The sequence below is a fragment of the Kribbella sp. NPDC058245 genome, from assembly GCF_042882005.1.
Classification (GTDB): domain Bacteria; phylum Actinomycetota; class Actinomycetes; order Propionibacteriales; family Kribbellaceae; genus Kribbella.
Window position 1 is genome coordinate 1 of record NZ_JBHVWY010000017.1, and the last position, 19039, is coordinate 19039.

The 19039-nt window shown below is 66.4% G+C and carries 20 protein-coding genes; 13 read left to right on the plus strand and 7 right to left on the minus strand.

Going from position 1 to position 19039, the window contains the following annotated elements:
- The first annotated feature begins 99 nt into the window (after positions 1-99).
- The 8 genes from ACFVWG_RS32505 to ACFVWG_RS32540 all read left to right on the plus strand — a co-directional run bounded on the left by ACFVWG_RS32505 (position 100) and on the right by ACFVWG_RS32540 (position 8057).
- The gene (locus ACFVWG_RS32505) at positions 100-447 is read left to right on the plus strand and encodes a hypothetical protein (protein WP_391547284.1); all 348 of its coding nucleotides are present in this window, start codon (positions 100-102) and stop codon (positions 445-447) included.
- Positions 447-869 carry an RRQRL motif-containing zinc-binding protein gene (locus tag ACFVWG_RS32510; protein ID WP_391547485.1) on the plus strand — a complete coding sequence of 141 codons (423 nt, stop codon included), beginning with the start codon at positions 447-449 and terminating at the stop codon, positions 867-869. The genes ACFVWG_RS32505 and ACFVWG_RS32510 overlap by 1 nt, the downstream gene beginning before the upstream one ends.
- Before the next feature lie 23 nt (positions 870-892).
- Positions 893-1771 (plus strand): bifunctional DNA primase/polymerase, encoded by an 879-nt coding sequence (locus tag ACFVWG_RS32515; RefSeq protein WP_391547285.1) that lies wholly within the window; start codon positions 893-895, stop codon positions 1769-1771.
- Positions 1768-2862 (plus strand): AAA family ATPase, encoded by a 1095-nt coding sequence (locus tag ACFVWG_RS32520; protein WP_391547286.1) that lies wholly within the window; start codon positions 1768-1770, stop codon positions 2860-2862. The genes ACFVWG_RS32515 and ACFVWG_RS32520 overlap by 4 nt, the downstream gene beginning before the upstream one ends.
- Positions 2863-2949: 87 nt before the next feature.
- Complete coding sequence (locus ACFVWG_RS32525) at positions 2950-3156, plus strand: helix-turn-helix transcriptional regulator (protein ID WP_391547287.1); 207 nt, start codon at positions 2950-2952, stop codon at positions 3154-3156.
- A 236-nt stretch (positions 3157-3392) separates the two neighbouring features.
- Positions 3393-4526 carry a tyrosine-type recombinase/integrase gene (locus tag ACFVWG_RS32530; RefSeq protein WP_391547288.1) on the plus strand — a complete coding sequence of 378 codons (1134 nt, stop codon included), beginning with the start codon at positions 3393-3395 and terminating at the stop codon, positions 4524-4526.
- Between the two features lie 1004 nt (positions 4527-5530).
- The gene (locus tag ACFVWG_RS32535; RefSeq protein WP_391547289.1) at positions 5531-6064 is read left to right on the plus strand and encodes a hypothetical protein; all 534 of its coding nucleotides are present in this window, start codon (positions 5531-5533) and stop codon (positions 6062-6064) included.
- Positions 6065-7253: 1189 nt separating this feature from the next.
- Entirely contained in the window at positions 7254-8057 is an 804-nt protein-coding gene (locus ACFVWG_RS32540; protein ID WP_391547290.1) for an aminoglycoside adenylyltransferase domain-containing protein, read from the plus strand.
- On the opposite strand, the gene ACFVWG_RS32545 is transcribed toward ACFVWG_RS32540, so the two are convergent.
- From ACFVWG_RS32545 to ACFVWG_RS32555, 3 genes are all read right to left on the minus strand, one after another.
- The gene (locus tag ACFVWG_RS32545; protein WP_391547291.1) at positions 8019-8531 is read right to left on the minus strand and encodes a GNAT family N-acetyltransferase; all 513 of its coding nucleotides are present in this window, start codon (positions 8529-8531) and stop codon (positions 8019-8021) included. The two genes, ACFVWG_RS32540 and ACFVWG_RS32545, sit on opposite strands and share 39 nt — an antisense overlap.
- Positions 8532-8540: 9 nt before the next feature.
- Positions 8541-9572 carry an anthranilate phosphoribosyltransferase gene (gene trpD / locus ACFVWG_RS32550; protein WP_391547292.1) on the minus strand — a complete coding sequence of 344 codons (1032 nt, stop codon included), beginning with the start codon at positions 9570-9572 and terminating at the stop codon, positions 8541-8543.
- Between the two features lie 144 nt (positions 9573-9716).
- Positions 9717-10436: a glycoside hydrolase family 16 protein gene (locus ACFVWG_RS32555; RefSeq protein ID WP_391547293.1), complete on the minus strand. Its 720-nt coding sequence runs from the start codon at positions 10434-10436 to the stop codon at positions 9717-9719.
- 97 nt (positions 10437-10533) lie between these two features.
- Here ACFVWG_RS32555 and sigJ point away from each other — a divergent pair, with 97 nt between their 5' ends.
- Positions 10534-11403 (plus strand): RNA polymerase sigma factor SigJ, encoded by an 870-nt coding sequence (gene sigJ, locus ACFVWG_RS32560; RefSeq protein ID WP_391547294.1) that lies wholly within the window; start codon positions 10534-10536, stop codon positions 11401-11403.
- Here the strand turns inward: sigJ and ACFVWG_RS32565 are convergent.
- Positions 11387-12121, minus strand: a complete 735-nt coding sequence (locus tag ACFVWG_RS32565) for a phosphotransferase family protein (protein ID WP_391547295.1) — start codon at positions 12119-12121, stop codon at positions 11387-11389. The genes sigJ and ACFVWG_RS32565 overlap by 17 nt on opposite strands.
- Before the next feature lie 81 nt (positions 12122-12202).
- On the opposite strand from ACFVWG_RS32565, the gene ACFVWG_RS32570 reads away from it, so the two are divergent.
- Entirely contained in the window at positions 12203-13489 is a 1287-nt protein-coding gene (locus tag ACFVWG_RS32570; protein ID WP_391547296.1) for an FAD-binding oxidoreductase, read from the plus strand.
- Positions 13490-13576: 87 nt separating this feature from the next.
- Here ACFVWG_RS32570 and ACFVWG_RS32575 read toward each other — a convergent pair whose 3' ends face one another.
- Positions 13577-14524 (minus strand): SH3 domain-containing protein, encoded by a 948-nt coding sequence (locus ACFVWG_RS32575; protein ID WP_391547297.1) that lies wholly within the window; start codon positions 14522-14524, stop codon positions 13577-13579.
- Between the two features lie 306 nt (positions 14525-14830).
- On the opposite strand from ACFVWG_RS32575, the gene ACFVWG_RS32580 reads away from it, so the two are divergent.
- Positions 14831-15607, plus strand: a complete 777-nt coding sequence (locus tag ACFVWG_RS32580) for an enoyl-CoA hydratase/isomerase family protein (RefSeq protein WP_391547298.1) — start codon at positions 14831-14833, stop codon at positions 15605-15607.
- A 53-nt stretch (positions 15608-15660) separates the two neighbouring features.
- Here ACFVWG_RS32580 and ACFVWG_RS32585 read toward each other — a convergent pair whose 3' ends face one another.
- Positions 15661-15816 carry a DUF6131 family protein gene (locus ACFVWG_RS32585; RefSeq protein ID WP_391547299.1) on the minus strand — a complete coding sequence of 52 codons (156 nt, stop codon included), beginning with the start codon at positions 15814-15816 and terminating at the stop codon, positions 15661-15663.
- 48 nt (positions 15817-15864) lie between these two features.
- Positions 15865-17277 (minus strand): MFS transporter, encoded by a 1413-nt coding sequence (locus ACFVWG_RS32590; RefSeq protein ID WP_391547300.1) that lies wholly within the window; start codon positions 17275-17277, stop codon positions 15865-15867.
- Positions 17278-17433: 156 nt separating this feature from the next.
- Here ACFVWG_RS32590 and ACFVWG_RS32595 point away from each other — a divergent pair, with 156 nt between their 5' ends.
- Positions 17434-17784 carry a YciI family protein gene (locus ACFVWG_RS32595; protein ID WP_391547486.1) on the plus strand — a complete coding sequence of 117 codons (351 nt, stop codon included), beginning with the start codon at positions 17434-17436 and terminating at the stop codon, positions 17782-17784.
- On the plus strand, positions 17781-19013 hold the full coding sequence (locus tag ACFVWG_RS32600) for an RNA polymerase sigma factor (protein WP_391547301.1): 1233 nt from the start codon (positions 17781-17783) through the stop codon (positions 19011-19013). Before ACFVWG_RS32595 ends, ACFVWG_RS32600 begins: the two co-directional genes overlap by 4 nt.
- The last annotated feature ends 26 nt before the right edge of the window (positions 19014-19039 follow it).

A 19039-nucleotide genomic window follows, 5' to 3' on the forward strand; every position in this document is an offset into this window, starting at 1 on the left:
GCTACCCCGCAACCCGTATCTGACCAGGCCGTTCTTTCCCGCGTAGCGGGTAGCGGCCACGGCTCCTCACGCCCAAAAACAGCCCGTTGGAGGCTTCCCATGCTGTCCCGCGCCGCTACCGCTATCCCCATCCCCGCTACCCACGGTAGCGAGCTCGCCGCTACCGTGACCGCCACTGCCCACACCGCCGGACAGGTCGCCACGGTGCTACTCGTCGTGACCATCGCCGTCGCGTTCTACCTGTTCACGTGCCTGGTCTGGCCGTTCGGCAAGTGCCGCCGCTGCAAGGGCGTCGGCAAGTTCAAGTCCCCATTCGGCAACGCCTTCCGCCACTGCGGCAAGTGCGACGGGTCCGGCCTGCGGGTCCGGCTCGGACGCCACGTCATCAACCACATCCGCGCCGTCCGGGGTGCCGGGCAGAACTCGTCCAGCAAGGGTGACCGGTGATGGCCGCGCCGCTGGACGGCCTGAGTCTGCACCCGGCCCGGTCGGTCTGGATCGAGCTGTGGAACGGCAAATACGCGTTGGGCTGGGACGACCACGGCATGCCGGTGTTCAAGTTCCGGTGGGCACCCGGCGGGCTGGCCACCCGCCGCCAGCTCCGCGCCATGCACATGTGCCCCGGCGGACACGAACCCTACGCGCGGCTGGTGTGGCGCAAGGGCAAGCGCTGGGCATGGCTCTACCGGCTCGATCTCGCCAAGCCGTCCCGGACCGCCTCGCCAGCTCAGCTCAACGCCCTCGACAGGGCCATGCGAGCGCGCCGGACCTGCGGCCAGTGCCACCAGGAACAGACCTACTGCATCCCCACCTCTGACGGCCGCTGCCTCGACTGCATCGACGCCGCCAGCTACCCGTACGCCGCTTGACCCTCTTCGAGAAGGAGCCACCCATGAACGACTTGCTGACGGCCGCGCTCGCTGCTGCTGCACGCGGCTGGCACGTGTTCCCGCTCGTGCCGGACCACAAGCGCCCGGCCGTTGAGGACTGGGAGAACCGCGCCACCACCGACGCCGTACGGATCGAGCGGTGCTGGTCTACCGGCCCATACGGTGTTGGGGTCGCGTGCGGGCCGTCCGGCCTGGTCGTGGTCGACCTGGACCAGCCCAAGCCCGGCCAGACGGCACCGGAGGTGTGGCGCAAGCCGGGGCTGACCTGTGGTGCCGATGTGCTGGCGCACCAGGCCGACGACGCCGGGGCGGCCTACCCGTGGAACACCCACACCGTCCTCACCGGCCGCAGCGGCGAACACCTGTACTTCGCTGCCCCTGCTGGGATCGAGCTCCGCAACACCCAAGGTCGGCTCGGTTGGCTGGTCGATACCCGCGCGGTCGGCGGGTACGTCGTCGGGGCGGGTTCTGTGGCCGCTGGACGCCGCTACCGGACCGTGTACGACATCACCCCCGCACCGCTGCCCCAATGGCTCACGCAGGCGCTCACGCCCGCGCCAGCGCCCGTGCAGCAGGCCGCGCCCGTCCACCTTGGGATCGGTCGGCGAGCGGGCTACCTGGGCGCGGCGATCCGCGCCGAAACCGAACGCGTCAAGACCGCCGGGGAAGGGCAGCGCAACCACGTGCTCTACACGGCCGCCATCGCTCTTGGGCAGTTGGTTGCCGGTGGCTCCCTTACCGAAGCCGACGTGCGCACCGTCCTGGGCGATGCTGCCGCCGGTCAGGTCGCTGCCGGTGCGTACACACCTTGGGAAGCGGACAAGACGATCTCGTCCGGTCTGCGGGCCGGGGCCAAGCGCCCGCGTCAGGTGGCCGCGTGAGCGCCACGGCACAACCACACGACGATCAGCCGCTGCGGATGGCTGACGTGATCTACCCCGACTGGCCGCCCCCGCTCGAGATCGAGCCGCAGCAGTCCGAACCGGCCCGCCCGACCAAGGCCGACCCGTTCGCTAACGCGTGGACGGCGGACCGGTTGATGGCCGAAGAGTTCGCACCGCCACGCTGGGCAGTACCCAGCCTGATCCCCGAAGGGCTGTCGCTGCTGGCCGGTGCCCCGAAGGCCGGGAAATCGTGGCTAGCGCTCAATCTCGCGCTTGGTATCGCGGCCGGTGGCCGGGTGCTCGGTGAGGTGGCCGTGGATGCGGGCGAGGTGCTTTACCTGGCGCTGGAAGACACCCCGCGACGGCTGCAAAGCCGCATGGGCAAGATCCTGGGCGCCGAGCCGGCCCCTGCGGGACTGACGTTGCTGACCGAGTTTCCGACGCTGCCAGGCGGTGGCGCGGACGCTATCCGGGGATGGCTCGATACCCGGCCGAACGCGCGCATGGTCGTCATTGACGTGTTCGCGAAGATGCGCGGCGAAACCCCGTCCGGCATCTCGCCGTACGACGCCGACTACCTCGCGATGGGCCGCGCTAAGAGCATCGCGGACACCTACGGAATCGCGGTTGTTCTCGTGCACCACCTGCGCAAGATGGCCGCCGACGACTTCACCGCCGAGCTGTCCGGCACGAATGGAATCGTCGGCGCGGCCGACACGATCATGGCCCTGAAGCGACCGCGTGGTGAGGCTGACGGCGTACTGCACATCACCGGTCGCGACGTGGACGAAGCCGAACGCGCGATGCGGTTCGACTCCGACAACGGCACGTGGGAACTGCTGGCCGGAGCCGCGGTCGATCACACCCTGCACCGCACCCGGGCATCGATCTTGGCGTACCTGCGGCAGTTCCCCGGAGCGAGCCCAAAGGCGATCTCTGACGCTCTCGGAGACGACCGCGACACCATCCGCCGCACCTGCGCTCGCATGGCCGACGACGGCCAACTACGCCGCCGCGATGGAGGCCGCTACTTCCCACCCGACACAGGGACTGTCCCAGGTGTCCCAGAGTCCCAGACCTTGCTCTGACCTGCACAAACACCTGGGACAGCCAGATCACGGCCCTGTCCCACATGTCCCAGCAACGACCCGTGAACGGAACGAAGGAGACGCACTGTGGCCACGCCCACAACAGCGATCAATAGCCGGGAGCGACTGACTGTCGAGGAGGTATGCGCCGACCTGGGCGTGTCCCGCTCGACCTTCTATGACTGGCGGGCCAAGGGCAGAAGCCCCCGCTGTATCAAGCTGCCTAACGGAGAAATCCGCGTCCGGAGGGCTGAACTCGAACGCTGGCTCGACAGCCGGGAGGAGGCCGCCTAATGCCGCACTCACATGACGTACGAATCTTTCCCAAGATCCAGAAGAACTCGCTGAAGCGAGATCGCTTTAGCTACAGCGTTCGCTGGCGAGTGGCAGGCGAGCCATTCAAGCGGACCTATCAGACGGCAGCGCTGGCCGACACTGAACGATCAACGCTGATCACCGCTCAACGCAATGGAGAAGCGTTCGACTCAGAGACGGGGCGGCCGGTATCGGAAGGGCGCGCGGTTGCGCCGATGGATTGGTACGAGTTCGCCTGTAAGTACGTCGATCTGAAGTGGGCTCGTGCTGCGGCCACAACGCGCAGAAGCATCAGTGACTCATTGGTGTCTGTAACTCCGGTCATGTTCAGCAATGACCGAGGTCGGCCGGATGCGAAGCTCATTCGCGCGGCTCTGCACGGGTGGGCGTTCAACACGGGACGACGCGATGACGAGAAGGCACAGGATGTTCAAGAGACGTTGGCGTGGGTCGGGCGGAATTGCAGGTCGGTGTCTGCGCTCGAACGCGCCGACACATTGCGGGCCGCGCTTGACGCTCTCGCGAGCAAGCTGGACGGCACTCCGGCAGCGGCGAATACGGTCGCGCGTAAGCGGGCAGTCTTCTCGAATGCACTCGACTACGCCGTGGAGCTGGGCTTGATCGACCGCAACCCGATCGGATCGATCAAGTGGACTGCGCCAAAAAAGGCTAGCGGGGCAATCGATCCCCGGTCCGTGGTGAACCCATCGCAGGCACGGACCCTCCTCGCTGCTGTTCACCAAATGCCGGGGAGCGGGCCAAGGATGGTCGGGTTCTTCGCTGTCATGTACTTCTCTGCGCTGAGGCCAGGGGAAGCGGTGAACCTTCGCAGGGAGCAATTGGCGCTCCCCGAATCGGGGTGGGGCGAGTTGCTCCTAGAGCAGTCGCGGCCGTACGCGGGTGCGGCCTGGACTGACGGCGGCGAGGACCGCGACCACCGGCAGCTCAAGCATCGGGCGATCGGGGAGGTGCGACCTGTGCCGTGCCCGCCAGCACTGACGGAGATCCTGCGTGAGCACCTGGAGAAGTTCGGTACTGATTCGGAGGGCCGGCTCTTCTGGGCGAAACGTGGTGGCGATCTCCCGGCCGTGTCGTACCAGATGATGTGGAAGAAGATCAGGGAACGGGCCTTCGGCAAGGAAGTTGCTGCGCACTCACAACTTGCACAGCGGCCCTACGACCTGCGGCACGCGGCCGTCTCGACTTGGCTTGCGAGCGGTGTTGAGGCACCGCGCGTTGCCATGTGGGCAGGGCACAGCGTCGACGTGTTGCTGAGGGTCTACGCCAAGTTCCTCGATGGCCAGGAGGACGTGGCGCGCAAGCGCATCGAAGCTGTACTCGACGCATAAGCTGATCTCCACCAGTGCTGCTGTGACCGGCCCGCCTCAGGCATCATGAGGTGGGCCGGTTGCCGTTGTACGCGGGCAAATCCGGGTGCCTGTGCCCGTATGGTGCCCGCGAGCGCTTCTCAGAGGGCAGTGGCTCGGAGACTTTGCAGGTCAGAGGCCATTTCGGACCTGCAAACATGTCGGCCTTGAAAACCGGTATGGCGGGTGACCGTCATCGTGGGTTCGAATCCCACGCCCTCCGCTCAACGGGTACCGAAACGGCCTCTCACCTGCGGAAATGTAAGGAAGAGGCCGTTGCTGTGACAGTCCGGCGGCGTCCGGCCACGTCCGGCTAAAGCCGCCGGTTTCGGCCATTCGTGCAGAGTGCGTGCAATGGCGGGCGGCCCCGATCGAGCCGACGGGCGCGCGCTCAGGATGGCTTACGTGAAGTCGCTGCACACAAGTCGACCGCGCTTCTGTAGATCGCGCTGAGAGCCGCTGAGGACTCGGTAGTGACCCAGGAGCCGCCTGCCGCTCCCACAGTCATGGAAGCGACCGGCTGGCAGGAGAGATGCCCCCTCCCGACGAGGTGGGGTTCAGGCAGGACGCCGGCGACTGCTAGCGACGGCGGGGGCATCACAACCTGCTCCTGCGCGGCCTGCATCCCGGGAGATGGCCAACGCGAGTAGGTTCTGTCAGGCCATCGCGCTGTCAGCTTGGTAACTGACTTGTCATCCGCCGGACGGCTGAGCGTACCCACGCCCCGGGTCGAATCCGACGCCGACCGACCGCCGTCGACCGCCACCAACCGGCGCTAGCCCTCCGATCGGGCACGGATCGGGCACGGCACTCATGCACCGGGCCGCTCGGGTGCGAGAGATGAAGGCGCGGCGGGCTCGGACATGGGGGATATCACATGCTGTTGCAGGAAGGTGCAAACCCTCTGTTTCGATCCGATTTCATCGTGTTACGTTCGCTGCTCATTTCGGACGGAGAGGTTCCGTCCTTCCAACTCTGGGGGTTTGATGCGCAAGAAGATTCCGGTGATCGTGGGGAGCGTGATGCTGGCGGTCGGCGTAGCACTGACCCCGACAACGGCAATGGCCGATCCGGCTCCGCCTACGGCCGAGGCCTGTCCGACGTCCACGTGGTACGACATTGTGGGTCACACCGCCTACTTCGTGCCCGCCGACCTTCTCCCGACCTTCAAGGATGGACCCGGCGGTGATCTGACCGTTGGTCTGACGGAGAATTACACGTCTACTGCGACCATTTCCGGTGGTACGTCAGCAGAGATCGGTGGCGTTATCGCGAAGGCGAAGGTGGAGGTGTCTGCCTCGCTCTCGCAGGCGGTGAGCCTGACTGTGAAGCACGATTTCCACCGCATCATCCCCAATGGGAAGTATGGCCACGCCCAGTACGGCTCCTGGGGTCAGCAAGTGACCTGGAGACAGTACTTCGACGGGGCCGATTGCACGACCAAGCTGCGAAAGTCCGGAACCGCAAGACTGCCCTCGCGTGCCGAGGTCGGATGGAAGTATTGGGAGAGTAATACCTGATGAACATGTGGGGGCGCGTTGTTGGCGCATCAATCGCATCTGTTGCCTGCTGCGTATTGGCTGGTTGCTCATCCGGTACTGAATCCGGGGGCACGCCGACCACAAAGGCGACGATGCCGTCGGCGAATCCGACAGCAACAACGCCGAACCCCAAGGCTGACCGGTTGAAGATTGCGGATCTGCCCGCTGATCCTCAGATGATCTGGCGGGAAGATCTTGACTTCGATAAGACCGCTACCAATCAGGATCTCTCGCTGACATCCGGAACCTATGAGGTGCGAGCCGTTTGCACCGGGCAGGCGGCGCTGAAGATTACCGCGAATCGTGGTTCAGTCCAGGATTTGGCCTGCTCACCGGCTTATGGGCCTGGCGTCAAGGTTTGTGCGACCAAGTCAGGTCTATTTCTCCAGCTTGAACGCACCTCGGAACCGCCTGTGGACATGGTTTGGCAGCTAGGTAAGTCCAGCACAGGGAAGTGCCCCTCATCGGCTTCGCCGAAGGCACCGGCCGCGACTGGAACGGCTAGAGGCTGACTGCAGAGCTGACGGCGGGAACAGAGGTGCCACATGGCTGGCCAGTGGCGTCGATCCGCAGCGCGTCGCTGACTGGGCAGGACACTCGCTCGAAGTTCTCATGCGGGTCTACGCCAAGTGCCTGGATGGTGAGGAGGACCAGGCGATGGACCAAATCGAGGCGAAGCTGCGAGGCGACTGACTCGCCCCTCCAATTCAGCCTCCGGCCCACTTCGGGTCGGAGGCTGAAGTCTGTTCTGGAGGGGGCATTTCGAGGCTACCGTGCAGAGTGTGTGCAATGGCGGCATCTGTCAGAGCGTCGCTCACTGGTGTTCATGCAGGTCAGGGGCCCTTTTCGTTGCTCTGGGCAGCTTGGCCTTGAAGACCGGTATGGCGGGTGACCGTCATCGTGGGTTCGAATCCCACGCCCTCCGCTCAGAGGTAGTCGCGATCAGCGCGGACCGGCGGCGACAGGTCGGGTCTGCCCGCTTTGTGGTAATTCCTGGTCGCCCGCTGGCAATTTGTTTCCACAAAGGCAGCGTTCTCCTGTCTCCAGCGGCCGCCCTGAGGCGCCTCGGGGCCGGGCACGCGGACATCTTGCGCGAGCAGATCGACGGGTCCACCGGACGCTGAAAACACTGTGCGCGGCGTGACAGGTGCGGGCTACTGTCGCGTGCATGGTGGTGCATCCGAGTGGGCGGGCGCAGTCGTGGGCTGACTGCGATGCGGACGTCCGCGAGTATGTGCTCAACGCGGTGCAAGCTGCGGGGCTGACCGATAGCTGGGTCTACGTGCACGGGTCGTTGGCCATGGGGTGTTTCTACCGAGCCAAGAGTGATGTGGACCTGCTGGTGGTGGTGCCCGAGACGCTGACGCCGATAGAGCGTGAGCGGGTGGCCAGAGGCTTCGCCGGTACGGCGGCGGCGCGGCCGGTACTCGGTGATCTCGAGATGTCGGTGCTCACGGCTGCGCAGGCGCGAACGCATGAGCACCCGCGGCCGTATGAGGTGCACTACTCGGCGATGTGGACCGACGCGATTCTTGAGGGCCGACTGGACTACGACGGGTCAGGCGCTGATCCGGATCTGGCAGCGCACATCACTGTGCTGCGGGAGCGTGGGGTCGCACTGAGTGGGCCGCCGCCAGCAGAGGTGTTTGCACCAGTCCCGTACGACGACTACCGGTCAGCTGTGATGACGGACCTGCAGGACGTGATGGCAGGAGAGGCCCTGCTCAAGTCGCCGTACTACGGCGTACTGAACGCTTGCCGGGTGCTGGCGGGCGGCATCCTCAGTAAGGAAGAGGGTGCGGTGTGGGCACGCGAGCACCTGCCGGCAGTGCACCAGCCAGTGATCGAGCAGGCGCTGAGCTGCTATCGGAGCGCCACGCCGGTGTCGGCCGCAGAGCGGGACACCGACGGGCACGACTGGGATACGGAAGCGCTACTTTCCTTCAGGGACTGGGTTCTGACGCAGGTATGACTCACGGGTGATGCGAAAGCACCGGGTAGGCGTGAGGACACCCAGGTAGGTGTCCTCACCATGCTGGTCGGTCTCGGACATGCCCAGCGACTGCAGGATCCGCAGCGAGGCCTGGTTCGTCTCGGCTGCCTCAGCGTCGACCGAGTCGAAGCCAAGGACCTCGAAGGCGTGCTCCAACCCCAGCCGGGCGATAGCACCGCCCAGGCCCTGCCCCCAGCGACTGGGTGGCCCCACGACGTAGCCGAGCTCGGTGCCGTGCAGGTCGACGTACCCGATCACGTCGTCGCCGCGGACCGCTGCGAGGCGGACGAGCACCGGGTCCTCGATGATGCGTCGCCACCTGGCCTCGTGCGCGGACCGGGGCAGGTCGACCGTCCACCCGGCATGCAGGCAGAAGAGGCGGTCAGCTCCCCAGTCCGCGTACGTCGCTATGTCGGTGGGCCGCAGTGCGCGCAGATACACCGAGGACTCCACCCGCACAGCCTAAACGCCTGTCCAGCGCTGGAGTGTTGCGGCCGTGCGACCGCTGTCCAGCGCTGCGCGGCACTGGTCCAAGCAGAACGCCAGCTGGTCAAGGAAGTTGTCGGTCTGGAGGTCCAGCGTGGTTAGAGCGGCTGCAGCGTTGAGCAGTACGACGTCGCGGACCGGACCAGGCTCCCCGTCGACCAGAGCACGCAGTACGCGGGCATTGGCGGCCGCATCACCACCGCGCAGCTCAGACAGCGTTGTGGGCCGCAGACCGAGCCCCCGCGGATCGAAGACCGTCTCGCGTGCGCTGCCGTCCTTGACGAGCCATAGCCGCGAGAACGTCGTCGTGGTGAGCTTGTCCAAACCGTCGTCGCCACGTGCAACGAGTGCCGTTTTCCCTTGCTGGCAAAGGGCTTGAGCGAGCACAGGCAGCATCCGCGGATTGGCCACACCCACTAGCTGGTGCTGTGGGTCAGCTGGGTTGAGCAGCGGCGCGAGCACGTTAAAAGCAGTCGGTACGGCGAGCTCCCGCCGTACGACGGCTACGTGGCGCAGCGCGGTGTTGAACCGTGGTGCGAACAAGTAGGCGATCCCCACCTCCGCAGCCATCCGGGCAGCGTCTGAAGCAGGCAGGTCGAGTGGGACACCCAACTGCTCGACTAGATCAGCAGAGCCACCTGCTGACGAGGAGGCGGCGCGTCCACCGTGTTTGACCACGGTGACGCCGGTGGAGGCGGCCACGATCGCAGCCATGGTGGAGATGTTGATCGCACCGGTCCGATCACCACCAGTACCGACGATGTCGACGAAGGGGCCGTCGATCCGCACCGGTGTCGCGTGTGAACGCAGTACTGAGGCCAGACCGAGCAGCTCAGCCGCAGTCTCGCCCTTGGCGCGTAGAGCGATCAGAAACCCGGCGATCTGAGCCGGCGAGACATCGCCCAGCACTACCTGGTCCATGGCCCAGCTGGTGTCGGCCATGGTCAGGTCGGAGCCGTTGAGCAGTGCGGAGATCAGACCGGACCAGGTCCGGAGTGCTGGTGCCATGAGCAGTCCTCGGAACAGGGGCCGCACCTACGAGGAGACATGACAACGGCCGCCTCGTAAGAGACGGCCGGAGTGGTTACACGCGGAAGCAGCCGTCTAGTCGACGGCCCACCACATCCCCGCGCGCATGAACATGCTCTGATCCTACCCAGCGATGTGGTCGACTGTGAATGTCGGCACCAGGTGGTCGTCGTCACCGGTAGACCGGTCAGGGAAGTCGAAGACCGCGAGCATCAACTGCATCGGGTACGTCGGCGCGCCGGTGCAACGCCGGATCTCGGCGCCATCGACGAAGAACGTCGCAACCCCGTCGGCCCACTCCCCGGCGTACGTGTGGAAGGTGCTGATGTCGATCGGCAGCCGGACTGCCTCGAAGTCCTCGGTGACCGACGGGTCACGGAAGCTGTGCAGGCCCATGCCGACCGCAGCGGACTCTCCGGGTACCACGGCGTCACCGAAGACCTCCATGATGCAGATCTCCGCGCACCGCTCGGGCTGATCCTCCAGCCCGACCATCCAGAGCGCAGCCATCGACCGGGGACTCAGCTCGGCGCGTGCGCGGAGCTCAACGCGCCCACTGGACGGAGTCCAGCCCCAGAACGGCGGCTGCTCCTCTTGGACGACCTGTCCCTGGCGGTACGGCTGCTGACCTGGGTAGCTACCGGACTGCAGAGCAGACACCCGCAGGTCGGGTTTGTGGTCGCCAGCACACCAGAGTCCCTGCTCTGGCGGGATGCTGAGCGTCAGGTAGGAGTCACTCAGCGCATAGGTGGCCTTCGAGGTAGCGCGGGAGCTCCAGTGCGGCAGGTAGTACGGCGACCAGACGGACAGGTCGAGTTCGGTGCCGTCGAAGTCATCCCTCATGGCTCCACATCATCCTCGCTGGAAGACCCTGTCACACGATGCTGGTCCGATCCGTCAGAGACTATGACTGATCGGGCAAGACAAGGGAGAACGAGCAGTGGACGAGCTGGCGCGGAGTTTCGAGGAGCAGCGGGAGCACCTGCGCGGGGTGGCGTACCGGATGCTCGGCTCGCGCAGTGAGGCCGAGGATGCCGTACAGGAGGCGTGGCTGCGGCTCAGCCGGACCGACGTGAGCGAGGTGGCCAATCTGGCCGGCTGGCTGACCACTGTGGTGTCGCGGGTCTGCCTGGACATGCTCCGGAGCCGCAAGTCCCGCCGGGAGGATTCACTCGACACCTTCGTCCCGGACCCGGTCTCGCTCAAGGCCAACACCAAGGCACCTGAGGACGAGGCAGTCCAGGCCGATGCGGTCGGGCTCGCGCTACTCGTCGTACTGGAGACTCTGGCGCCGGCGGAGCGGTTGGCGTTCGTGCTGCACGACATGTTCGGGCTGAGCTTCGACGAGGTCGCGGAGGTCGTCGGCAAGTCACCCGCCGCCGCACGCCAGCTCGCCAGCCGCGCCCGGCGGCGAGTCCAAGGTGCACCGGCCAACGACGGCGACCCAAGCCGCCAACGCGCCATCGTCGAAGCCTTCATGGCCGCCTCCCGCGGCGGCGACTTCGAAGGTCTCCTCGTGCTGCTCGACCCAGACGTCGTACTGCGCGCCGACGCAGGCACCGATTCCAACGGCGCAGCCGCGTCGAAGGTCGTCCGCGGTGCGCTGGCCGTCGTCGAACAGGCCCTCATGTTCAGCCGGCTGGCTCCTTATACCGAGCACGCCCTGATCAACGGCGTCCCCGGCAGCGTCACCGTCATCAACGGCCGCATCCAGTCCGTCATGGCCTTCACCGTCACCGACGGCAAGATCACCGAACTCAACATCCTCGCCGACCGAGACCGCCTAGCTGCCCTCACCGTCGAGCGATAAGCCCCAACACACGCTCGGCCTGGGACTCCGCCGTACCAGGTGGGTTTCGCGACGCACTGGGTCCGCCGGGGCCGATCAGCCCCAGCCAGAAGGCGGCCCAGAGCGTGCGGGCGACCCCCAACCGCTCTGGGTCCACAGGCCACCGGTGGAGAAGCGGGGTCCAGTCGGTACGGCGGCCGGCCAGATGCTCGAGCAGGGTGGCGAGCTCCATCGTCCGGTCGCCTAGCCCGGAGTCCTCGAAATCGACGATACGTAACGACGTTCCGTCATAGAGATAGTTCGCCAGGTTCGGGTCGCCGTGGGCGATGACCGGGTCCTGGATGGTGAGCAGGCTGGACCAGTCGAGTCCGGCGCAAGCCGTGGCGGCCGCACCGATCACGTCGTCGCGCTCGCTGAGCGGGGCGAGCGCCCGGAAGGTTCTTTCGATGAGGGCAGCGACGTCGAGCGGTGCCAGCGTGGGCTCGACAGACCACAGCGTGTCCAGCGCATCACCGAGTGCGTCGACCTGCTCGGGCGTCGCAGGATCGGCGAGCGGCTCACCCGGGATGACCGACATCGACACCCACTGCGGACCGCGGGACACCGGCGTCGGAACTAGATCCGGTACGGCGTTCGCGAGCAGCGTGAGCGCGGCCCACTCGCGGTCCGGTTCGCCGCGGGACCACGACGTGTAGCGCTTGGTCAGGACCGCGCCCGAGACGTCCACCGAATGAGTCATCAAGAAAAGTTTGCTGGGAGTGTCAATCTGGCGGGTTCTTCTTCGACGTGTTGGTGAGAGCAAACGGCGAAGGGGAACGAGATGTCTACGCAGGTTGTGATGGCGGCAGGGCGGGACCTGGTCGCCGGGTTGCTGGGGGCTGGGTTCAACGGTGAGGTGTGGCTGCCGGGTGAGGCCGAGTACGACGTGCAGCGGCGGGCGATTGTGCCTTCGGTGGACTCGCGGCCGGCGGTGGTGGCTGAGGCGTTCAGCCGGAGTGACGTGCAGGCGGTCGTCCACACCGCGCGGGAGTACGGCGTACCGGTGGCTGTGCAGGCGACTGGTCACGGGACGCGGTTGTCGGCTGATGGCGGCATTCTGCTGAAGACCACGCAGATGACCGCGGTGTTCGTGGACCCGGAGCGGCGGATCGCCAAGGTGGCGCCGGGTGCGCGCTGGGGTGCTGTGCTCGATGCGGCACGTCAGTTCGGGCTGGCGCCGTTGTCGGGGTCGTCGCGAGACGTGGGCGTCACTGGCTACACGCTGGGCGGCGGGGTCGGGTGGCTGGCGCGGAAGTACGGGTTCGCGGCCGACAGCGTGATCCGGGCCGAGGTCGTGACCGCGGACGGTCGGGTGGTGACGGCGACCGCTGAGCAGCACCCGGACCTGTTCTGGGCGATCCGGGGTGGTACCGGCAACTTCGGCATTGTCACCTCACTCGAGTTCCGCCTGTACCCGGTCCGCCAGGTGCACGCCGGCATCGTCTACTACGGCATCGACCGCGCCGCCGAGATCCTGCGCCGCTACCGCGACTGGACCGCGACGATCCCCAACGAGCTGAGCACCGCGGTCGTCCTCACCCGCATCCCCGGCACCGAACAGCGCGCGGTCGCGATCAAGGTCCTGTACGCCGGAACCTCGGAGCTGGCCGAACATCTCCTCAAGCCATTGTTCGAGGTCGCCGGATCGCGGCTGGCCGGTGAGCTGACCACGATCGAGTACGCCGACGCCGCGATGGGCGGGACGCCGGCCCGGCACCTGGACTTCCTGGACGAGCTCACCGACGAGGTGATCGACATCGTCACGAGCCTCGAGAACGATGCTGAGGAGCCGACCGTCGAGCTCCGGCACTGGAGTGGCGCGATGGCCCACCCGGGTGCGGGCGCCGGTCCGGTCGGTCACCGGCAGGCGCAGTTCTCACTGATCATCGATCGTGAACTCCCGGTCGGGCTGCTGCCGGACGCGGGCCGGACGTTCGTGAACTTCCTCGGGGACCACGGTCGCGCCGAGACGTCGTACAGTCCGGCGGATCTGGACCGGCTGCGCGCGGTCAAGCGCGCCTACGACCCGGCCAACTTCTTCCACCTGAACGCGAACATCAAGCCCTAGAAGACCGGATCAGGCTGTAGAAGGCTGGAGAAAAAGCACAGCAGCCCGGTCCCTAGGAGGGTGGGACCGGACTGCTGGGTGGAGAACTCAGACCGTGCCGGAGTTGCCGTAGACACTCACGTGCACGTGGTCGTAGTGGTTGGCCGTGGTGCCGCCACGGTCCTCCATCGCGCGCCAGCCTTCGCTGCTGCGCTGGACCGTCCAGATGTGCTGCTGCCAGATCAGCTGGCTGATACCGAGCTTCTTGTAGTTCGCGTGCAGCCAGTCCGCGACCTCTTGGCCCTCGGAACCGCTGACCATGATGTCGAGCGCGCGGCCCGACGAGTGCTCCGAACCGCTGTCGCCCGAGCGGAGGCCGCCGTACGACGTGATGTTCGGGAACTTCGCGCAGATCGCACGGTGCACGCGGACGACGTCCTGGGTGACACCGGACTCGACCGACGAACCGGACTTGCAGGCGGCCTGCGAGATACCACCCGCGACGGCCTCGACCGGCTTGGTGGCCGACAGGTACTGCGCCTTGACCCAGCGGGACTTGCCGTCGCTGACGATCTCGGCCCAGATGCCGTCGATCTTGCCGCTGACGGAGACCTTGGAGCCGCGCTTCAGGACGTCCAGCAGGACACCGGTCAGCGGGACCGTCCACACGTTCACGTCGGTGGTGGTGAACTTCGAGCCGACGATCTTCGGCGGCAGCGCGGCCGCCGCCCGGGTCTTGGTCGACGTCGGCTTCGGGATCGGCGCCTGCTTCTTCAGGTGCTTCGCCGTCGGCGCCGCGGTCGGCTTGACCGAGTTCAGGTTCAGCGGGGGACGCAGGGCGTCCCGACTGGTGGCCGTGTCGCGCGCCAGCTGCAGGGACGAGCTGGCGATCGGTGTGTCCACCTTGACGTCATGCTGACCGGGGAGCGCCGCCGCGGAGCCGGTAGCCACCAGAGCAACCGCTGCGCCGGGAATCGCCACCTTCACCAGGCCGGGGCCGATCAGCTTCGGGCGCGCCTGTTTGTGCCGCGCCTGTCTGTGCCGTCCTGCAGTCATTACGTTGAACCCAATCTGCCGAGACCAAAACGTTATCGACCGGAGGAGTCAAACACAGATCCGCCGAAGGTTCGCAATCGACCGGCGTTTTTAACGCATTGCGAACATGTCGAAGGCAAGTTGAGCGTGATCTGACCGCTATGCGGATGTAATCGATCCGAGATCAAACGCTTGGCTCCGATAACAGGCTCCCGACGAGACCTTCGGTGACAAACACTCCGTACCGTTGCGGTGACCATCCGCGACTCAAGCTCGGTGTGATCTACGAGGCGGCGCGGAGGGGTTGCTGCCTGTGAGACTGCGGGTATGGATGAGCTCGGGTTCGAGGTCCAGGGCGGTGTGGTTGCTCGGCTCGTGATCGATCGGGTGCCGAAGCGCAATGCGCTGACGCGGGCGATGTGGGAGGCGCTGCCGGGGTTGCTGGCCGAGCTGGCGGCAGATGACGAGGTGAAGGTGCTCGTCGTGACGGGGGCCGGGCCGAGCTTCTCGGCCGGCGCTGACATCGGTGAGCTCATCTCCGGAGCCGATCCGGCCGATCCGATGGCTGAGCTGCGCGCCTTCAACCTGCGGGCGCAGACCGCGCTGCGGGAGTTCCCGAAGCCGACGATCGCGATGGTCCGCGGTCACTGCATCGGCGGTGGACTGGAGATCGCGGTGAACTGTGACTTCCGGTTCGCCGCGCACGGTTCGACGTACGGCGTGACTCCGGCCCGGATCGGGGTCGTGTATCCGCCGGCGGCGGTGCGGGTGCTGCTCGACCTGGTCGGTCCGGCGACGACGAAGTACCTGCTCTTCAGTGGTGAGCTGCTGACCGCGGAGCAGGCCGAACTGAAGGGACTGGTCGACCGGGTCGTCAGTGAGGTCGATCTGGAGTCAGAGGTCGACGAGTTCGCCGCCACGCTGGTGTCGCGGTCGCAGCTGACCATCCGGTCGGCGAAGGAGACAGTGAACGCGTTGCTGGCCGAGACCGACGCAGATACCACCGCGCTCGCCCGCTACCGGGAGACGATCGCGAGTGGTGAGCTGGCGGAGGGGATCGCGGCTTTCGGGGAGCGGCGTACGCCACGCTTCCCCTGGCGTTAGAGAAACCCCGCGGACCCTCTTGAGGGCCCGCGGGGCCGGTGTTCCGTTGAGGCCTAGAACCAGTGTCGGCGTCCCCCGACAGCACGACCGGTGGATCCCAGCAGGAACAGCACTGCGCCGATCACGAGCAGGACGATACCGATCGTCCAGAGAATCGAGATCTTCAACAGGAACCCGAGCAACAACAGAATCAAACCGAGGATGAGCATGGTGCCTCCTTACGAGAGCCGCCAGGCGGATGAACGGCGGCCGGACATCTAGTGCCCACCCTGCGGAACTGCAATCTCCAACGGTCGTTTCATCTCTCCGCGAGCACTGAGCAGCAGACCGCACCCGGCCAGGCCGACCGCGATGCAGAGCCACACTGCGGCGAACGCAACCCGGTAGCCGTGAGTCAACGCGGCAGGCGTCGTTCCCGACGTACTGGCTGTTGCCACTGCGGCCAGGGCAGCAACACCGATCGCTCCGCCGATCTGAAAGCTCGCGTTCTGTAGTCCTGAGGCGACACCGGAGTCCGCGCTCTCGACATCGCTGAGCGATGCGATCGAACCAGCCACGGTTCCTGCGCCCAGACCGGCGCCGAACACGAGCAGTCCCCAGAAGGCCAACTCGAAGTAGCCGGAGGTGGCAGTCAGTTGGGTCATGACTGTTGTGCCGGCTCCCGCGAGCAGGAGCCCGCCCACTGCGACCTTGCGTGGGCCGATGCGGGTGACGAGGTTCTGGCCGACCATGGAGCCGCAGACCGCAGTCGCAGCCAGTACGGCGGACATCAGGCCGTAGCGGACCGCGGAGACGCCGACTGCGAGCTGTGCGTACTGCGTGTAGGTGTAGTTCAGTCCGAACACGGCCAGGCCCCAGCCGATGGTGATCAGGTTCCCTGCGACCACAGAGCGCGTGCGGAAGATGCGGAGCGGGACGAGTGGGGCAGCCGACCGCCGCTCCACCACGACGAACAGTCCGAACAGCGCCATCGAGACAACCAGCAGTAAGACAGTGCGGAGCCAGGTCGACTCCGGTGCCTGGACAACGGCGTACACAAGAGCGATCAGTGCCGCGGTGACCGTGGCCGCGCCGGCGACATCGAACCCGCGGCGTCCGGGGCCACGGCTGTCCATCAGCACCTTCGGCGCCAGTACGGCGACGAGTAGGCAGATCGGGACGTTGATGAAGAAGATCCACTGCCAGCCGAGCCCGTCAGTGACCGGGCCGCCGACCAGCGAGCCCGCCGTACCGCCGACGCCACTGGTTGCGCCCCAGATCCCTAGCGCCTTGTTGCGCTCCGCTCCGGTGGGGAACGTCGTCATCACGATCGACAGCGCACTCGGAGCCAGTACGGCGGCGGCCGCGCCCTGCACGCCTCGTGCGACGACCAGCGCGTCACCGCTCCACGCGAAGCCGCACAACAGCGAGGCGGCGCCGAAGAGCAGCAGTCCGGCGATCAGCACGCGGCGGCGGCCCAGGAGGTCGGAGATGCGGCCGCCCAGCAGCAGCAACCCGCCGAACATCAGGGCATATCCACTGGGCACCCACTGCACGCCACCGGTCGAGAACGTGAGCTCGCGCTCGATCGACGGTACGGCGACCAGGACGATCGACGCGTCCAGAATGATCATGAACCCGGTGAGGCACAGCAGCGCCAGCGCGAACCAGCGCTTGGAGTCGGAAACCATGGTGACTTCTCCAGTCCGATGGGTGGTGTGTCCGTCGGCGGGGACGTCGGAACTGGTGGGAGCAGATCGACATCGGTTTGTCGAAGACGGGCAGTCGTGTTTCGACGTACCGGGTGAGAGAGTCTCCTGAGCCAGAGGATGGTGCCCGTGAAATACATGCTGATGATCTACAGCAGTCCGGAGAGCTGGGCCGGACTGTCCGCGGAGCAGCGCGACGGGATCGCGCGTGTACACAGCGAGCTGTTCCAGGAGCTGGGTGAGCAGGGGGTGCTGGTCAGCGCAGGTGGGCTGGCGGATCCGATCACGAGCAAGACGGTGTCGGTGCGCGACGGAGCCACCATGACCACCGACGGACCGTACGCTGAGGCCAAGGAGCACCTGGCCGGGTTCTACGTGGTCGAGTGCGACCTCGACCAGGCGATCGGCTATGCGGCGCGGATGCCGGACGCGGAGTACGTCGCAGTGGAGGTGCGGCCGGTGATGGACCCATCCGGGCTGGAGATGTGAGTAGCTTCGAGCTACTGCTGCGGGAGCAGGCGCCGCAGGTGCTGAGCGCGCTGGTGCGGCACTACGGTCACTTCGATCTGGCCGAGGAGGCTGTGCAGGAGGCGCTCCTGGCTGCTGCACAGCAGTGGCCGGAAGACGGGGTGCCGGAGAACCCACGTGGGTGGCTGATTCGGGTCGGTTCGCGTCGGCTGATGGACCTGCTGCGCAGTGAGACGGCACGGCGACGCCGTGAGGAGAACGCCGCGCAGCTCGCCGCACCGGAGGAGTTTGTTGCTGCAGGCCCCGAAATTGGCGACCTGGGTGCGCAGGACGACACTCTGACGTTGCTGTTCCTCTGCTGCCATCCTGCGCTGTCCCCGGCATCGCAGATCGCGCTGACACTGCGTGCTGTCGGCGGTCTCACCACAGCACAGATCGCCGCCGCGTTTCTGGTGCCGGAATCGACCATGGCGCAACGCATCAGTCGGGCGAAGCGTGGGATCAAGCAGGCGGGCAGCACGTTCGAGCTGCCCCCTGAGGCCGAGCGGTCCGAGCGACTGAGCGCCGTACTGCATGTCCTGTACCTGATCTTCAACGAGGGCTACACAGCCTCATCCGGTACGGCGTTGCATAGCGCGGAGCTGACTGGTGAGGCGATCCGGCTCGTCCGTGGTGTGCGGAAGCTGCTGCCGAACGATGGTGAGGTGGCCGGCCTGCTGTCGCTGATGCTGCTCACGGATGCGCGCCGGGCGGCCCGGACAGCCGCTGACGGTGCACTGGTGCCGTTGGTTGAGCAGGACCGGTCGCAGTGGAACAAGGACGCGATCGTCGAGGGTGAGGCGCTCGTGTCCGAGGCACTCAGCCACACCCGGCTCGGCCCGTACCAGGTGCAGGCCGCGATCGCAGCGGTCCATGACACCGCAGAACGCGCCGAGGACACGGACTGGCGGCAGATCGTCGCGCTGTACGACGTACTGGAGCAGCTGGTCGACAACCCGATGGTGAAGCTCAACCACGCGGTAGCTGTCGGTATGGCGATCGGCCCGAAGGAGGGGCTCGCCGTACTGGAGCCGTTGGAGGCGGACGGCCGCGTGACCGAGCACCACCGGTTGGAGGCCGTCCGCGCGCACCTGCTCGAGATGGCGGGTGATGCGGCGGCTGCGCGTGAGAGCTACCTGCTGGCAGCCCGCCGTACGACGAGTGTCCCGGAGCGCAACTACCTGCAGTCGAAGGCGGACCGGCTGGGCTGAGGTCGCACTGGCCCCGCAGATGTGGT